Source organism: Massilia sp. AB1, from assembly GCF_018119385.1.
Taxonomy (GTDB): domain Bacteria; phylum Pseudomonadota; class Gammaproteobacteria; order Burkholderiales; family Burkholderiaceae_D; genus Telluria.
The window spans coordinates 15278-31024 of record NZ_JAGKSG010000025.1 but is presented as its reverse complement, the minus strand read 5'-3'; the positions used below and the strand labels follow the sequence as shown (position 1 = coordinate 31024).

Genomic DNA, 15747 nt, shown 5'->3' with positions numbered 1-15747 from the left:
TCGCCAAAGCGCCATTATATTCCCTGCGCCGCATCGAGGCCGCCGCCTTCCGGCGCTTCGGCTTTCCTGCGCGCGATCCACTCCGCCAGCGGCCCGACCGGCTCCAGCCCCGAGATGTTCTTCGCCACGCCCAAATTCAGTTCGAGCAGGAAGGGAATCGACTCCAGCGGCACTTCCGGGCAGTGGCGCTGGAACGCCTCCAGGAAGCGCTCGGACTCGACCACCGGCATCACCTTCTCCCCGCTCATGTACTGCAGCACGCTGGCGATGCTGTGCCCCTTGCCGAGGGTGTGGTAGATGAAGCGGTTGAACTCGCGGTCGACCTTCTTGAAGTCGATCGTTTCCTTGGTCATCAGCCCGGCCAGGTACACCAGGCCCAGCGCGACGCGGAACCAGTCGGTCGATTCGACCCGGCCGCGCCCTTCGCGCATCAGGATCAGGAGCCTGTCTTGGGTGGCAGTGTTCATATGTCCATTATCCATATTTCCCGCCGGAGCGTGAGAAGTGTTTACATGGAGAAATATAATATGCCGCGAACCATCGGTTTTTTGCAGTCCAGGTAGCGGATTCGCCCGCGCGTCGCATTAGCACCACGTTGTCAGTGACAATTTAATACAATGCAAGTGTCGAAAAAGTGCTTGCAATAAATACATACGTGCTTGCGCACAGGGTTCAGGAGTCTTCATGGAATTACGCATCCGCAATTTGTCCAAGACCTACGCCAATGGCGTGGTGGCCCTGGACCGTGTCACGCTGACCATCCCGGCCGGGATGTTCGGCCTGCTCGGCCCCAATGGCGCGGGCAAATCGACCCTGATGCGCATCCTGGCCACCCTGCAGGAATGCGACTCCGGCTCGGTCTTCCTGGACGATATCGACGTCCTCGACGAAAAGGACGAGGTGCGCCGCATGCTGGGCTACCTGCCCCAGGATTTCGGCGTCTATCCGAAAGTGACCGCTTACGAACTGCTCGACCATTTCGCCCAGCTCAAGGGCGTGTCGAACAAGGCGCGGCGGCGCGAAGTGGTCGACGGCCTGCTCCAGCAGACCAACCTGTGGGAAGTGCGCGAGCAGCGCCTGGGCACCTTCTCGGGCGGCATGCGCCAGCGCTTCGGCATCGCCCAGGCCCTGCTGGGCGACCCGCGCCTGATCATCGTCGACGAGCCGACCGCCGGCCTCGATCCGCAGGAGCGGGTGCGCTTCCACAACCTGCTGTCCGACATCGGCGAAGACCGCACCGTGCTGCTCTCGACCCACATCGTGTCCGACGTGGCCGACCTGTGCGCCAACATGGCCATCATCAACAAGGGCCAGGTGCTGCTGTGCGGCGAACCCCAGGACCTGATCTACGGGATCGAGGACTATATCTGGGCGCGCGTGGTCACCAAGCAGGAGCTGCCCGAGTTCCAGAAGCGCTACGCCGTGATCTCGACCCGGCTGCTGAGCGGCCGCACCCTGATCCACGTGTATTCCGAGGACGATCCGGGCGAGGGCTTCGAGCCGGCCCGCGCCAGCCTGGAGGACGTCTACTTCGCCACCATCGCCGGCCGCTACAACCCGGCCGCGGGGACCTGCTGACGTGAGTCCTTTGTTCGCCATCGCCCGTTTCGAGGCGGGACAGCGCCTGCGCCTGCTGTCCACCTGGGTGTATTTCGGGGTCTTCCTGGCCCTGGCCATGCTGTGGATGGCCGCCGCCGGCGGCGTGTTCCGCGACGCCGTGGTGTCCTTCGGCGGCCGGGTCCTGCTCAACGCCCCGCGCCAGATCGCCCTGACCACCGCCTTCCTCGGCTGCTTCGGGGTGGTGGTGACGGCGGCCGTGATGGGCCGCTCGGTGCAGCAGGATTTCGAATACCAGATGCACCACTTCTTCTACAGCGCGCCGATCCGCAAGTACCACTACGTGTTCGGCCGCTTCCTCGGCGCCTTCGTGGTGCTGGCGGTGATCTTCTCCAGCATCCTGCTGGGCGCCTGGCTGGGCAGCTTCATTCCGGGCATCGCGCCCGACCGCCTGGGGCCGGCCAGCCTGGCCAGCTTCGTGCAGCCCTACCTGTACACGCTGCTGCCAAACATCTTCATCTTCGGCGCGATCTTCTTCGTGCTGGCGGCCCTGACCCGGCGCATGCTGCCGGTCTATGTGGCCAGCGTGGTCATGATGATCGGCTATGTCGTCGCGCCCGGGCTGGCGCGCGACCTCGACTACAAGACCCTGGCGGCCCTGATCGACCCCTTCGGCACCACAGCCCTGATCCGCCTGACCGAGTACTGGCCGATCGCCGAGCGCAATACGCGCGCGATCGGGCTGGAAGGCGTCTACCTGGTCAACCGCCTGATCTGGGCCGCCCTGGGCGCGGTCGTGCTGCTGCTCGGCTACTGGCGCCTGCACCTGATCGGCGACCTGGACCCGCGCGGCCGCGGCCGCGGCCCGGCCGAGACGCCGGTGGAACTGGCCCACAGCGCCGTCGACACCCGCGAAGCGCCCGACTTCGCCGGCCGCAGCCTGGCGATCCTGCTGGTCACCACCGCCTGGACCAACCTGCGCGAATCGGTCAAGAACATCTACTTCGCCGTGCTGACCCTGGCCGGCGTGCTGGCCCTGGTGGCCAGCTCGCTCGACCTGGGCTCGATCTACGGCACGCCGACCTATCCGGTCACCTACATGGTGCTGGACATGATCCGCGAAGTGTTCGAGCTGTTCCTGCTGGTGGTCACCATCTTCTACGCCGGCGAACTGGTCTGGCGCGACCGCGACCAGCGCATCGCCCAGATGCTCGACGCGCTGCCGGTGCCGACCTGGCTGCCGCTGGCCGCCAAGACCCTGGCCCTGGTCGGCCTGCAGGCCTTCCTGCTCCTGATCGCCATGCTCGCCGGGATGCTGATCCAGCTGTTCAAGGGCTACTTCGGCCTCGAGCCCGGCCTCTACCTGCGCACCCTGTTCACCGTGATGCTGCCGGAGTACGCGCTGATCGCGGTGCTGGCGATCGCGGTGCAGGTGATCGTCAACCACAAGTACCTGGCCTACTTCCTCCTGATCGCCTGGTACGTGCTGGTGGTGACCCTGGGCGCCCTCGGCGTCGACCATCCGCTGGTCCTGTACGGCATCAGCCCGGAAGCCAGCTATTCGGCGATGAACGGCTTCGGCCACTACCTGCTGCGCGAACACCTGTTCCAGCTGTACTGGGCCGGCGCCGCGGTCATGCTGCTGGTGGCCGCGCGCGTGCTGTGGCCGCGCGGCGTCGACACCGGCCTGCGCGAGCGCCTGCGCCTGGCGCGCCGCAACCTGTCGCCGCTGGTGCTGGCCGGTTTCGGCGCCGGCTTCGTGCTGTTCGCCGGCGTGGGCATCCTGCTGTGCTACGAAATGGCGGCGGCGGGCTGGCAGACCCCGTGGCAGAAGGAAGCCACGCGCGCCCGCTACGAACAGCGCTACCACCGCTACGCCGCCCTGCCGCAGCCGCGCATCGCCGACGTCAACGTGGAAGTCGCGATCCGTCCGGAAGAGCGTTCCCTGCGCATCAAGGGCTACTACCAGCTCGAGAACCGCACTGGCGGGCCGCTGGCCGACATCGTCCTCTACCAGCAGCGCGGCGCCGCCCTGTCGGCCAGGTTCTCGCAGCCGGCGACCCTGGCGCGCGCCGATGTCGACCACGGCTTCTACCACTACCGCCTGGCCACCCCGCTGGCGCCGGGCGCGCGCCTGGCGCTGGAGTTCCGGGTCGACTACGTGCCGGGCGGGCTGCTGGGCGTGATGCAGGACACGCCGGTGGTCGGTAATGGCACTTTCTTTACCAATGCCGTCATGCCGCGCATCGGCTACCAGCCCTCGGTGGAGCTGGACGACGAGCGCGAACGCCGCCGCCACGGCCTGGCCCCGCGCGAGCGCATGGCGGCGCGCGACGACGCGGCCGCGCGCGCCAACAACATGGCCGGCAACGACGCCGGCTGGGTCAGTTTCGACGCCGTGGTCAGCACCAGCCCGGACCAGATCGCGATCGCGCCCGGCACCCTGGAGCAGGAATGGATAGCCAATGGCCGCCGCTACTTCCACTACCGGATGGACAAGCCGATCCTGAACATGGTCGCCTTCCAGTCGGCGCGCTACGAGGTGCGCCACGACCGCTGGCGCGACGTGACCATCGACGTCTACTACCATCCCGGCCACGAGTACAACGTCGACCGCATGATCAAGGGCGCCCAGGCCGGCCTGGACTACGGGTCGCGGCGCTTCAGCCCCTACCAGTTCCGCGAGCTGCGCATCGTCGAATTCCCGCGCTACGAGCGCTACGCCCAGGCCTTCCCCGGCACCATCCCGTTCTCCGAGAGCGCCGGCTTCATCGCCAAGGTGGATTCCGGCTCGCCGAAGGACATCGACTATCCGTTCTACGTCAGCGCCCACGAAACCGCGCACCAGTGGTGGGGCCACCAGCTGGTGGGCGCCGAGACACGCGGCGCGACCGTGCTGTCCGAGAGCCTGTCGGAGTACACGGCGCTGATGGTGATGAAGCGCGCGGTCGGCCCGAACAAGATGCGCCGCTTCCTGCGCTACAACCTGGACGCCTACCTGATGGGCCGCGCCACCGAGCCGCGCAAGGAGCTGCCGCTGGGGCACAACGAGAACCAGGACTACGTCCATTACCGCAAGGGCAGCCTGGCGCTCTACCTGCTGCAGGACCTGCTGGGCGAGGACGTGGTGAGCGGCGTGCTGCGCCAGCTGCTGGCCACCCACGCCTACCAGGGCGCGCCCTATCCGACCGCCAGCAGCCTGATCGACGCCCTGCGCGCGGTGACGCCGGCGGACAAGGCCTACCTGATCGACGACCTGTTCGAGCACATCGTCCTGTACGAGAACCGCGCCGAGAGCGCCACGATGCGCCAGCGCCGCGACGGCAAGTTCGAGGTGACGATCCGCGCCCATGCCGCCAAGGTGCGTGCGGGCGAGCTGGGCGACGAGAAGCCGGCGCCGCTGCGCGACTACATCGAATTCGGCGTCGACGACCGCAACGGCAACGCCCTGGTGCGCGAGCGGCGCCTGGTCGACAAGGCGGAACAGACGGTGGTCCTGGTGGTGGACGTGCGTCCGGGACGGGCCGGTATCGACCCGGACAACAAACTGATCGACAAGAAACCAACAGACAACATGGTCGCAGTCGACAACCCATGATTCTCACGTTATGATCGACTCACTACACTCCGGAAGGAAAATCATGTCGAACGTGGTTGCCGAGATCGCAGAAAAGATCCAGACGCTGAGTGCTTCGGAAAAGCACGAGCTGCTGCGCCTGCTGCTGCAGGATATCGATGGTGCCGACGAGGACGCGGACGAAGCCTGGCGCAACGAAGTGGTGCGCCGCGTGAAGGCGATCCGCAACGGCGAAGCCGCCATCCGCGCGCTGCAAGAGTGGCAGGATTAAGCTTCCCTGATCACAGGGAATGAAAACCGCGGCGTGACCGCGGTTTTTTGCATGGGGCTCGCGGGGTGCGGGCCCTTTTCATTTTATGGTGGTGTGCGTGCACTTAGGTTCCGGCCTTCGGCGGAACGACGTGCTAACCGAAGTGCCAAGCTCAGAGACCGTCGTTCCGGCGAAGGCCGGAACCCAATTCAGCAGCGCACCACGGACGCTTTCTTAAGCTGCCTTCGCCACGCTACGCTGCTTCCCCGGCAAGGCCTTGCGCGCCACCGGCGCCGCAAGCGCCTCCTGCCCACGCGCCAGCTTGAAGGTCCCCACCAGCTGCGACAAGCCCCCCGCCTGCTCGCGCATCGCTTCCGCCGCAGCCGCCGCCTGCTCCACCAGCGCCGCATTCTGCTGCGTCACGTGATCCATCTGCACGATCGCCTGGTTCACCTGCTCGATGCCGGAGCGCTGCTCGTCGCTCGCCGCCGAGATCTCGCCGATGATGTCCGACACCCGGCGCACGCTGGCCACCACTTCGTCCATCGTGCGGCCGGCCTGGTCCACCAGGCGCGAGCCCGCTTCCACGCGCGAGACCGAATCGCCGATCAGGCCCTTGATTTCCTTGGCCGCGTTGGCCGAGCGCTGGGCCAGGTTGCGCACCTCGCCCGCCACCACAGCGAAGCCCCGTCCCTGCTCGCCGGCGCGTGCCGCTTCCACCGCGGCGTTCAGCGCCAGGATGTTGGTCTGGAAGGCGATGCTGTCGATCACGCCGATGATGTCGACGATCTTGCGCGCCGACTCGTTGATCGAACCCATCGTGGTCACCACTTCCGACACCACCGCCCCGCCGCGGGTCGCGGTCTCGGCGGCGCTGGCCGCCAGCTGGTTGGCCTGGCGCGCGTTGTCGGCGTTCTGCTTGACGGTCGAGGTCAGTTCCTCCATCGAGGACGCGGTCTCTTCCAGCGAGCCGGCCTGCTGCTCGGTGCGCGCGGACAGGTCCTGGTTGCCGGCCGAGATCTCGGTCGACGCCGCCTCGATGCGCTCGGTGCCGCCGCGCACCTCGGACACGATGGCCACCAGGGCGGCGTTCATGTCCCTCAGCGCGCCCATCAGCTCGCCCGTCTCGTCCTTCGAACGCACCCTCACCTCGGCGCTCAGGTCTCCCTCGGCCACCTGCTTGGCCACCTTGACGGCGCGGCGCAACGGGATGCTGATCGAGCGCATCAGCTGGAAGGCCATGAAGCCCGCCATCAGCACCGACAGGATGCCGCCGCCGACCAGGACCCGGCTCAGGCTCGCCTGCAGGCTGGCCGCGTCGGCACGGCGCTGTTCCAGCAGCACGGTCTCGGCCTTGCCGACATCGGCGAGCAGGCTGCGCATGGCGTCCATGCCGGCCCTGCCCTTGCCCTGCTGGACGAAGGCGACCACTTCGCCGACGTTGTCGTCGACGCTGGCGCGGCGCATGGCGATCACCGGATCGATGGCCTGGGCCAGCCAGTTGCCCTGGAGCTGGCCGAGCAGCTTGAGGCGCTCCTGCTGGGCCGCGTTGTCGGCGGTCAGGGCCAGCGCCTTGTCGAGATGCTGGCGGAAGGCCTGCTTGCCGCCCTGGTAGGGCTGGAGCGAGGCCTCGTCGCCGGTCAGCGCATAGCCGCGCTGGCCGGTTTCGGTATTGATCAGGGCTTCGGTCACGGCGTCGACTTCGGCCAGCACCTCGTAGGTGTGGAGGTTCATGTCGTTGGCCGTGCCGAGGCGGGCGAAGTTCACGTACGAAATGGCGACCATGAGGACGGTCATGCTGGCCAGGACGCCGAAGCCCAGGTAGATCCGGGTGGCGATTTTGAGATCGGATAGCTTCATGTGCAGTTTCAGAACTGTTCGTCTAGTTGGAAGATGGCTCGTCTCCGGGAGCCGCCGTACCTGAAACAATGACCAAAGGTACTCGATGATTATTACTTGAACATCGGTTACAGGGAAGAAAAATATTGAACGGTTGGAAAGAAGTGTTGCGGATGCTCATGCAAACGTAGGTTCCGGCCTTCGCCGGAACGACGGTTTTACAGCTAACGGGTTACGGACAAGTTTATGGCCTGCGCCTTGCCCCGTCGTTCCGGCGCAGGCCGGAACCTAAGTTTTCACGCATCCCGCGAGCGCAAAAAAAACGCGAGCCGAAGCTCGCGTTTTCACCACCGGCCAAAGCCAGTCTTATTTCTTCGCCGCCGAAGCCGTCTTCTTGGCCGGCGCCTTCTTCGCAGCTGGCTTCTTGGCGGGCGCCTTCGCCGCCGCCTTGCGCGCCGGCTTCACGGCCTCCGCCGCACCGTCGGCACCGTCGGCGCCATCGGCCGCAGCCGCCTTGCCCTTGGCGCCAGGCTTGGCCTTGCGCTCCTCGAACTCGAAGCTGATCTTGCCGTCCTTGCCGCGCACCAGGAAGGCCTTGAAGGCCCGGCGGGTACGCTGCGAGACGAAGCCCGGCAGCAGGTCGGTCTTGCCGTCGTTCAGCAGCTTGCCCATCTGCTCAGGCAGGATCTCCTGCTGCAGGATGATGCGGCCGCTGCGGAAGTCGCAAGTCTTGGGCTTGGCCACGCTGTGCTCGCACACATAGGCCAGCGGCATCTCGTACACGCCGCCCTGGCACTTCGGGCAGGGGCCGACCGGGGTCTGGCCGCTGAAGTCCACGCCCTCGCCTTCCTCGCCCTCGTCCTGATCCTGGCCGAAGTCGAATTCCAGCTTGAAGTTCTTGACCTCTTCGTCGCGCACGATGCGCAGGATCGCCGCGAACGGACGGCCCATCTTGGAGCGGAAGCCCTGCAGCGGACCGATGGTGCGGTTCTTCAGCAGCTCCTCGACTTCCTCGATCTCGAACTGGCGGCTGCCCGGCGTCTTCGACATCGAGAAGTCGCATTTGGTGCAGGCGAAGCGGCGGTAGTTTTCCTTGACCACGCCACTGCAGTTCGGACAAGGCGTCTGCAGGGTCGCGTACTCGCCCGGGATCGTGTCGTTGTCGTATTCCTTGGCGCGCTTGACGATGATCTGGGTCATCTGCGCGATCTCGCGCATGAATTCCTCGCGCGAGATCTTGCCCTTCTCCATCTGGGCGAGCTTGTATTCCCATTCGCCGGTCAGCTCGGGGGCGGTGAGTTCGTTCACGCCCAGGCCGCGCAGCAGGGTCATCAGCTGGGACGCCTTCGCGGTCGGCATCAGCTCGCGGCCTTCGCGCAGCAGGTATTTCTCGGTCAGCAGGCCTTCGATGATGGCCGCGCGGGTCGCCGGCGTGCCCAGGCCCTTGCCGGCCATGGCGTCGCGCAGCTCGTCCGAGTCGACCAGCTTGCCCGCGCCTTCCATCGCCGACAGCAGGGTCGCTTCGGTGTAGCGCGCGGGCGGCTTGGTGACCAGGCCGTTGGCGCTGAGCTTGTCGGCCAGGACCTTCTCGCCCTTGGCCACCGGCACCAGGGTGGCGCCGTCCTTGTCGTCGCCGGTGGTGTCCTTGCCGTACACGGCCAGCCAGCCGGGGTTGGTCATCACCTTGCCCTCGGTCTTGAACTGGTGGCCCGAGACTTCGGTGAAGCGGGTGGTGACCAGGAACTCCGCGGCCGGGAAGAACACGGCCAGGAAGCGGCGCGTGACCAGGTCGTAGAGCTTCTGTTCCGGCTCGCTCAGGTTCTTCGGGATCACGCCGGTCGGGATGATGGCGAAGTGGTCCGAGATCTTGGTGTTGTCGAAGATGCGCTTGTTCGGCTTGACCCAGCCGTTCTTCAGCACCTGCTTCGAGAACTGCTGGTAGTTGTTGGTGTCGTTCAGCGCTTCCATCGTGCTCTTGACCGTGCCGACATAGTCTTCCGGCAGGTGGCGCGAATCGGTACGCGGATAGGTGAGCACCTTGTGCTTTTCGTACAGCGCCTGGGCCAGGCCCAGGGTGTTCTTGGCCGAGAAGCCGAAGCGGCCGTTGGCCTCGCGCTGCAGCGAGGTCAGGTCGAACAGGGCCGGCGCCATCGAGGTGGTCGGCTTCGATTCCTCGGTGACCACGCCCTGCTTGCCGCGGCAGGCGGCGACGATCGAATCGGCGGCGGCCTTGCTCCACAGGCGCTCGGCGCGCTTCTCGGGATCGTTCTCGTCCTTCTTGAAACCGGTGTCGAGCCAGCGGCCTTCGTAGACGCCGGCGGCGCACACGAACTCGGCGCGCACTTCCCAGTAGTCGCGCGGCACGAACTTCTTGATCTTCTCTTCGCGCTCGACCACGATCGACAGGGTCGGCGTCTGCACGCGGCCCACGGTGGTCAGGTAGAAACCGCCCTCCTTCGAGTTGAAGGCGGTCATGGCGCGGGTGCCGTTGATGCCGATCAGCCAGTCGGCTTCCGAGCGGCAGCGCGCGGCGTCGGCCAGCGGCAGCATCTCGTCGTCGGTGCGCAGGTGGGCGAAGCCCTCGCGGATCGCGGCCGGGGTCATCGACTGCAGCCACAGGCGCTTGACCGGCTGCTTGGCCTTGGCGTTCTGGGCGATCAGGCGGAAGATCAGTTCTCCTTCGCGTCCCGCGTCGCATGCGTTGATCAGGGTGGTGACATCCTTGCGCTTGATCAACTTGTTGAGCACCTTGAGGCGCGATTCGGTCTTGGCGATCGGATTCAGCGCGAAGTACGGCGGAATCACGGGCAGGTGCTGGAAGCTCCATTTGCCGCGCTTGACGTCGTATTCCTCGGGCACCGTGATCTCGAGCAGGTGACCGACGGCGGACGAGAGAATGAATTCGTCGGATTCGAAGTACTCATCGTGCTTGGTGAAGCCGCCCAGCGTCTTCGCGATGTCGTTCGCGACCGAGGGCTTCTCCGCGATGATGAGGGATTTGGTCATAGGGTTTCTCGTCGTACTTACTATATAGAGTGGTGTGGCTCGGCTTGCGCATCATACATGCTTCGAGCCGGACGGCCTTGTTTGCCGTAGTGTCTGAATGGTAACAGTCTGTTTTGAGCGGCCAATGATAAGCGGGTTCTCGCCGTCCCTGCAAGTACGCCTTGTGCCGGACTTGTGCTGGACCATGGTGCGAAACGGCCGTGCGGCCGCCTCGAAAACGGGCAGCGCCAATGAAAAACGGGGCTGAAGGCCCCGTTTTGGTATGGTGTAAAACTTTGTGCTGGATCAGTGGAGCAGACGCGGCTCCTGCTCGTCCTCGTCGCTGAACAGGTCGTCGAACATGAGGGCGTCGGGCTCCTTGCCCTGGCTCCACATGACCATCAGCACGATGATCTTGAGCTTGCCCAGGGTAACGGGCGATTCGTCGACCGCCAGCGCGCGCTCGATGACGATCTCGCGCTGCACGGGGCCGAGTACGCCGGCGCTTTCCAGGAACTGGATGAAGCCGATCGCTGCGCTGCCCAGCTCGATGTATTCCTCGTCCACGTAGTAGCGGGTGCCGGTCGAGGCTTCGATCTGCTCGGTGGTCGCCATCTCGGTCAGGCCGGTGAGCCAGTCGAGGGCTTCCGAGATTTCAATGTCGTCGAAACCGACGGCGGACAGCTTGCGAGCCAGGGCTGCCGGCTCGGGGCAGGCGTCGGGACGGTAGTACGTCTCGTAGAGGTAGACCAGGATGTCGAACATAGTGACGCTACTGTAGCAGTTAAGTTCGTCGCGGCACAAGTCTCGCGCGCGCGCACGAACCCTCCCCGAAAAAAACGTTGTTTCGCGGCCTTATCCGTTCAATCAGCTTACTCGATTCCCAATGAAAACAAGAGCATACATTTCGCAAACACCCTCTTGCTAAGGATAGATCTTTGCAACTCAGCAGTATGTTTTCCGCTGCTTGATACGGCTCAGCGAACGAGCCTTTGCACCCGTCCGCCGGGCAGTTGTTCGACCAGGCCGGCCAGCTCCAGCGCCAGCAAACGGCCGCCCAGCAGGCCGGCGTCGCCGCCTACCCGCTCCAGCAAAGCATCGATGCCGACCGGGTCGTGGCCAAGGGCGGCAAGGAGCTCGTCGTCCGGTTCGGCTTCCGCAGGCACCGCCGGGGCGGCCAGGGGCGAGCAGCGCATGGCCGCCAGCACGTCGTCCACGGTCTCGACCAGTTGCGCCCCTTCGCGGATCAGCTGGTGGCAGCCCTTGGCCAGGGCCGAATGGATGGAACCGGGGATGGCGAACACCTCCCTGCCCTGCTCGGCCGCCAGCTGGGCCGTGATCAGGGAGCCGGACCCGGCCGCCGCCTCCACCACCAGCACGCCGGCCGCGAGGCCGCTGATGATGCGGTTACGGCGCGGAAAGTTGCCCGCGACCGGCGGCGTGCCGAGGGCGTATTCGCTGACGATGCAGCCTTCGCCGGCGATGCGGTGGGCCAGTTCGCGGTTGCGCGCCGGATAAACGCGGTCGATGCCGGTGCCGATCACGGCGATGGTCGCGCCGGCGCCGTCGAGCGCGCCCTGGTGCGCGGCCGTGTCCACGCCCAGCGCCATGCCCGACACGACGCACAGGCCGGCCTGCGACAAGGCCCGCGCGAAGCCCTCGGCATTGGCCCTGCCCTGCATGCTCGCGTTGCGGCTGCCGACCACGGCCACCAGGGGCGCCGCCAGCAAATCGATGCGCCCTTTTATATAGAGCATCAAAGGCGGGTCGGGAATCTGGGCCAGCAGCGCCGGATAGCCGGGGTCGTGCAGGGTGAGGATGTGGTGGGAGGGCTGCCGCAGCCAGACCAGGGTGGCCTCGATCAGCCGGGCCAGCTCGGGAGATGGCGGTGCGCACAGAGCGCGCGCCTGGGCGGGAGAAACCAGCTCGGCAAGTAGGCCCTGGCTGGCGGAGAAGATCGCGGCTGGAGCGCCCAGGCGCTCCAGCAGGTGCCGCGCAGTCCGGCCGCCCACCCCGCTGGCCTGTTCCAGGCGTATCCAGTCGGCGATGTTATTGGCGACGGAAGCGGTGGTGTGGGGGTCCGTGTCCTGCACGGCGGTGTTACTCCGGTGATTTGGCCACGTCGCCGACTTGCACCGGCTCCGTCACTTGCATGATCAAGCCGTACGAGACGTTCTTGAACACACGGAAGATGAACAGGTTGCCGTATTGCTCGTCCGGCAGCTTGATCTGCGTCTTGCCGAAGCCCAGGAAGCCCTTGCTGGCCGGATCCGGCACCGTCTTCCCGAGATGATAGAGCTGCAGCACGGCGCCGACATCGAGTCCGTCAAGCGAACCCCGGTTGACAGTCACGACCTGGCTCTGGCCGGCATAGCTGACGCCGGCATAGATCGACATCACGCGCGCATCGACCGGCTGGGCCGGGGCGTGCGGCATGTAGTTGCGCACCGGGGTCGGCGGGGCCGGCACCAGCAGGTCGCCCACGCCCATTTCCTGCAGGGTGTCGGTGACGCGGAAGGTGTGGGCGTCGACGCCGGGCCTCGCTTCCGTCACCAGGGTGACGGTGCCGAGGTAGGCGGCTTCGTGGGCCAGCACCTTGCCGGTCTGCGGATCCTTCAGGACCGTGCCCGGACGGAAGACCTGGAAGCTGTTGCCGCCGCGCAGGTCGCCCTTGACATAGACCTTGTCGCCCTTGCCCAGGTAGACCCGGCCTTCCTGCGAGGCGATGATGCGCGGCGCGGCGGCCAGTTCGTTGGCCTCGACCACGAGCGGCTGGGTCAGGTAGGGTTCGATGGCGCCGGCCGGGATCGACTGCACGGCGTCGCGCTCGAGCGATTCGCTGCGCAGCTGGGGCGAAAGGCGGGTCAGCGGAGGCTCGCCGCGGCCGTCGCCGCCCGGCGGCGTCAGCGACAGGCGGCCGCGCGTGCGGTCGAAATAGATGACCTGGCCCGGATAGATCCAGTGCGGGTTGCGGATTTCGTCACGATTCATGCCCCAGACCTGGGGCCAGCACCAGGGGTTCTGGAGGAAGGCGCCGGAAATGTCCCACAGGGTATCGCCCTTGACCACGACGTGCTGGTCGGGGGCATTGGGGCGGAAGCTGCAGTTGGCGGGGGCTACCGGTGCGGCCAGGGCCGCGCCGGCCGTGGCACATGCGACGAGCGCCGCCGCAGCAGCGCGAGTCACGACTGTGCTAAAATTTTTCATCGAAGACGTCCGTAAAATGGAGCGTTGAGACCAATTGCTGACTGTCCGGAATGCATCCCGCCCAGTCACGGCACGAGAATCAGGACGAAGAAAGAACCATGCGTCCGTTCCCGGTTTCCTTAAAAGGTTGCCGTAGTGAATCAAATTCTGCACACAAATCCCTGAACTAGCAAGACAAACCGCGTCCTGCCAGGCGCTTCGTGTGTTGCGTTTATGTCTGTGCCACACATCCGTAGCTGAATACTGAACCCACTTTATTACCTGATTGATATGGCCTTACTGAAGATTCTCCGCTATCCCGACCCGCGCCTGCACAAGGTGGCCAAGCCGGTGACCGAATTCGGCACTGAACGCCTGCGCAAGCTCGTCGCCGACATGGCCGAAACCATGTACGACGCACCCGGCGTGGGCCTGGCGGCGACCCAGGTCGATGTCCACGAGCGCGTCGTCGTCATCGACGTCACCGAAGATCAAAGCCAGCTGATCGTCTTCATCAATCCGGAAATCACCTGGGCCAGCGACGAAAAGCAGGTTTACGACGAAGGCTGCCTGTCGGTGCCGGGCATCTACGACGGCGTCGAGCGCCCTTCCCGCGTGAAGGTGCGCGCCTGGGACGCCGACGGCAAGGAGTTCGAGGTCGAGGCCGACGGCCTGCTGGCCGTCTGCATCCAGCACGAGATGGACCACCTGATGGGCAAGGTCTTCGTGGAATACCTGTCGCCGCTCAAGCGCAACCGCATCAAGGCCAAGCTGCAGAAGGAAGAGCGCGGCATGGAGCGCGAGGCTGCGCAGCGCGCCGCCGGCCGCCGTTGATGACGGCGCCGCCGATGAAAGTCGTCTTCGCGGGTACACCCGAGTTCGCCGCCGTCGCCCTGCGCGCCCTGCACGAGGCCGGTTTCCAGATTCCCCTGGTCCTGACCCAGCCCGATCGGCCGGCCGGGCGCGGCATGCAGCTGCAAGCCTCCGCGGTGAAGCAATATGCCGTGGCGCAGGGCATGGAAGTGCTGCAGCCGCTGTCCCTGCGCATGGACAGCAAGGACCCGCAGCGCGCCGAGGAAGCGCGCGCCGCCCACGAACGCCTGCAGGCGCTCGACTACGACGTGATGGTGGTGGCGGCCTATGGCCTGATCCTGCCGCGCAGCACGCTCGACATCAAGCCTTGCATCAATATCCACGGTTCCCTGCTGCCGCGCTGGCGCGGCGCCGCGCCGATCCACCGCGCGATCGAGGCGGGCGACGCCGAGACCGGCGTCACCATCATGCAGATGGAAGAAGGCCTGGACACGGGACCGATGATGCTGATCGAGCGCGTGGCCATCGAGGACACGGACAGCACCGGCAGCCTGCACGACAAGCTGGCCGCGCTGGGCGGACGCATGATCGTGGACGCGCTGCGCAAGATGGCGGCGGGCCAGCTGGAAGCGGTGCCGCAGCCGGAAGAAGGCGTGACCTACGCCGCCAAGATCAGCAAGGAAGAAGCGAAGCTGGACTTCGGCCTGTCCGCCGAGGCGCTGGGCCGCAAGGTGCGCGCCTTCAATCCCTTCCCGGGCGCGCATGGGCAGGTGAACGGCGTGGCGGTCAAGATCTGGCAGGCGGAACCGGTTGCCGGCAAGGGCGAGCCGGGCCAGGTGCTGGCGGCCGATGCGCAAGGCATCGTCGTGGCCTGCGGCGAAGGCGCGCTGCGCCTGGACGAGCTCCAGAAGCCGGGCGGCAAACGCCTGGCGGCGGCGGAATTCCTCAAGGGCTTCCCGCTGGCGGGGCTCAGCTTCGGCTGAAATCCACGGCCCAAAACACAAAGGCAGCCTTGCGGCTGCCTTTTTTATTTCCAATCCTGATAGTGGCGCCCATCATGCCGGCATCAAGCCGCATGGTAAGAGCCGCCAAGACAAAATCGACTGCGCCGCCCTGCTGCCGGCGGCGCGCCGCCCATCAGTGTTCCTGCGGAGCGCGTGCGCGCTGGGCTTCCATGTGCTCGCGCAGCACCTGGTTGATGCGGGTCTGGTAACCCGGACCAGCTTCCTTGAACCATTCCAGCATGTCCACGTCCAGGCGAATGGTGACGATTTGCTTCACGCCGCTGGCGGCGTGGGGCTTGGACGATACTGCCGGTTCCTGGTTGCGGAGGGTTTGGTCCCAATCCGGTTCGTATTCTTTGTTCATGCGTTTTTCCCATTTAATGCATACGCCGCTTCGTGACGGCGGAACTGATTGTGGTCCCGGTATGTATCGTAAAGATTGCGGATGAGCTGGTTTTTGTAACGTCGTGTAACAACATGCCTCTTACATACAAAACGATACATACACGGATCGGCCGCGAAGTCCTCACAAAACC

General features: G+C 65.6%; 12 protein-coding genes. 5 read left to right on the top strand and 7 right to left on the bottom strand.

The window, feature by feature from the left end; all coding sequences use genetic code 11:
- Positions 1-14: 14 nt before the first annotated feature.
- Positions 15-467 carry a hypothetical protein gene (locus J8847_RS15160; protein ID WP_211525551.1) on the bottom strand — a complete coding sequence of 151 codons (453 nt, stop codon included), beginning with the start codon at positions 465-467 and terminating at the stop codon, positions 15-17.
- A gap of 217 nt (positions 468-684) precedes the next feature.
- Between J8847_RS15160 and J8847_RS15155 the strand changes: the two genes are divergently transcribed.
- The 3 genes from J8847_RS15155 to J8847_RS15145 are packed head-to-tail and all read left to right on the top strand — an operon-like array spanning position 685 to position 5405.
- Positions 685-1578, top strand: a complete 894-nt coding sequence (locus J8847_RS15155; RefSeq protein ID WP_211525550.1) for an ABC transporter ATP-binding protein — start codon at positions 685-687, stop codon at positions 1576-1578.
- Between the two features lies 1 nt (position 1579).
- Positions 1580-5155: a M1 family aminopeptidase gene (locus tag J8847_RS15150; RefSeq protein WP_373999912.1), complete on the top strand. Its 3576-nt coding sequence runs from the start codon at positions 1580-1582 to the stop codon at positions 5153-5155.
- Positions 5156-5198: 43 nt separating this feature from the next.
- The gene (locus J8847_RS15145; protein ID WP_211525549.1) at positions 5199-5405 is read left to right on the top strand and encodes an addiction module protein; all 207 of its coding nucleotides are present in this window, start codon (positions 5199-5201) and stop codon (positions 5403-5405) included.
- A 213-nt stretch (positions 5406-5618) separates the two neighbouring features.
- On the opposite strand, the gene J8847_RS15140 is transcribed toward J8847_RS15145, so the two are convergent.
- The 5 genes from J8847_RS15140 to J8847_RS15120 form a co-directional block, all read right to left on the bottom strand.
- Complete coding sequence (locus J8847_RS15140; RefSeq protein ID WP_211525548.1) at positions 5619-7244, bottom strand: methyl-accepting chemotaxis protein; 1626 nt, start codon at positions 7242-7244, stop codon at positions 5619-5621.
- A 345-nt stretch (positions 7245-7589) separates the two neighbouring features.
- Positions 7590-10229 carry a DNA topoisomerase III gene (locus tag J8847_RS15135; RefSeq protein ID WP_211525547.1) on the bottom strand — a complete coding sequence of 880 codons (2640 nt, stop codon included), beginning with the start codon at positions 10227-10229 and terminating at the stop codon, positions 7590-7592.
- A gap of 285 nt (positions 10230-10514) precedes the next feature.
- Entirely contained in the window at positions 10515-10973 is a 459-nt protein-coding gene (locus J8847_RS15130) for a DUF494 family protein (RefSeq protein WP_211525546.1), read from the bottom strand.
- A gap of 212 nt (positions 10974-11185) precedes the next feature.
- Complete coding sequence (gene dprA, locus J8847_RS15125; RefSeq protein ID WP_211525545.1) at positions 11186-12301, bottom strand: DNA-processing protein DprA; 1116 nt, start codon at positions 12299-12301, stop codon at positions 11186-11188.
- A 7-nt stretch (positions 12302-12308) separates the two neighbouring features.
- Positions 12309-13415 carry a LysM peptidoglycan-binding domain-containing protein gene (locus J8847_RS15120; RefSeq protein WP_211525544.1) on the bottom strand — a complete coding sequence of 369 codons (1107 nt, stop codon included), beginning with the start codon at positions 13413-13415 and terminating at the stop codon, positions 12309-12311.
- A gap of 270 nt (positions 13416-13685) precedes the next feature.
- Here J8847_RS15120 and def point away from each other — a divergent pair, with 270 nt between their 5' ends.
- Both def and fmt read left to right on the top strand, forming a co-directional pair.
- Complete coding sequence (gene def, locus J8847_RS15115; protein ID WP_211525543.1) at positions 13686-14228, top strand: peptide deformylase; 543 nt, start codon at positions 13686-13688, stop codon at positions 14226-14228.
- Between the two features lie 14 nt (positions 14229-14242).
- The gene (gene fmt / locus J8847_RS15110) at positions 14243-15190 is read left to right on the top strand and encodes a methionyl-tRNA formyltransferase (protein ID WP_211525542.1); all 948 of its coding nucleotides are present in this window, start codon (positions 14243-14245) and stop codon (positions 15188-15190) included.
- Between the two features lie 154 nt (positions 15191-15344).
- Here fmt and J8847_RS15105 read toward each other — a convergent pair whose 3' ends face one another.
- Positions 15345-15575, bottom strand: a complete 231-nt coding sequence (locus tag J8847_RS15105) for a BrnA antitoxin family protein (RefSeq protein WP_211525541.1) — start codon at positions 15573-15575, stop codon at positions 15345-15347.
- Positions 15576-15747: the final 172 nt, after the last annotated feature.

Coding starts and splice junctions, on each gene's coding strand:
- J8847_RS15160 (WP_211525551.1), bottom strand. CDS start 467: ATGAACACTGCCACCCAAGACAGGCTCCTGATCCTGATGCGCGAAGGG.
- J8847_RS15155 (WP_211525550.1), top strand. CDS start 685: ATGGAATTACGCATCCGCAATTTGTCCAAGACCTACGCCAATGGCGTG.
- J8847_RS15145 (WP_211525549.1), top strand. CDS start 5,199: ATGTCGAACGTGGTTGCCGAGATCGCAGAAAAGATCCAGACGCTGAGT.
- J8847_RS15140 (WP_211525548.1), bottom strand. CDS start 7,244: ATGAAGCTATCCGATCTCAAAATCGCCACCCGGATCTACCTGGGCTTC.
- J8847_RS15135 (WP_211525547.1), bottom strand. CDS start 10,229: ATGACCAAATCCCTCATCATCGCGGAGAAGCCCTCGGTCGCGAACGAC.
- J8847_RS15130 (WP_211525546.1), bottom strand. CDS start 10,973: ATGTTCGACATCCTGGTCTACCTCTACGAGACGTACTACCGTCCCGAC.
- J8847_RS15120 (WP_211525544.1), bottom strand. CDS start 13,415: ATGAAAAATTTTAGCACAGTCGTGACTCGCGCTGCTGCGGCGGCGCTC.
- def (WP_211525543.1), top strand. CDS start 13,686: ATGGCCTTACTGAAGATTCTCCGCTATCCCGACCCGCGCCTGCACAAG.
- fmt (WP_211525542.1), top strand. CDS start 14,243: ATGAAAGTCGTCTTCGCGGGTACACCCGAGTTCGCCGCCGTCGCCCTG.
- J8847_RS15105 (WP_211525541.1), bottom strand. CDS start 15,575: ATGAACAAAGAATACGAACCGGATTGGGACCAAACCCTCCGCAACCAG.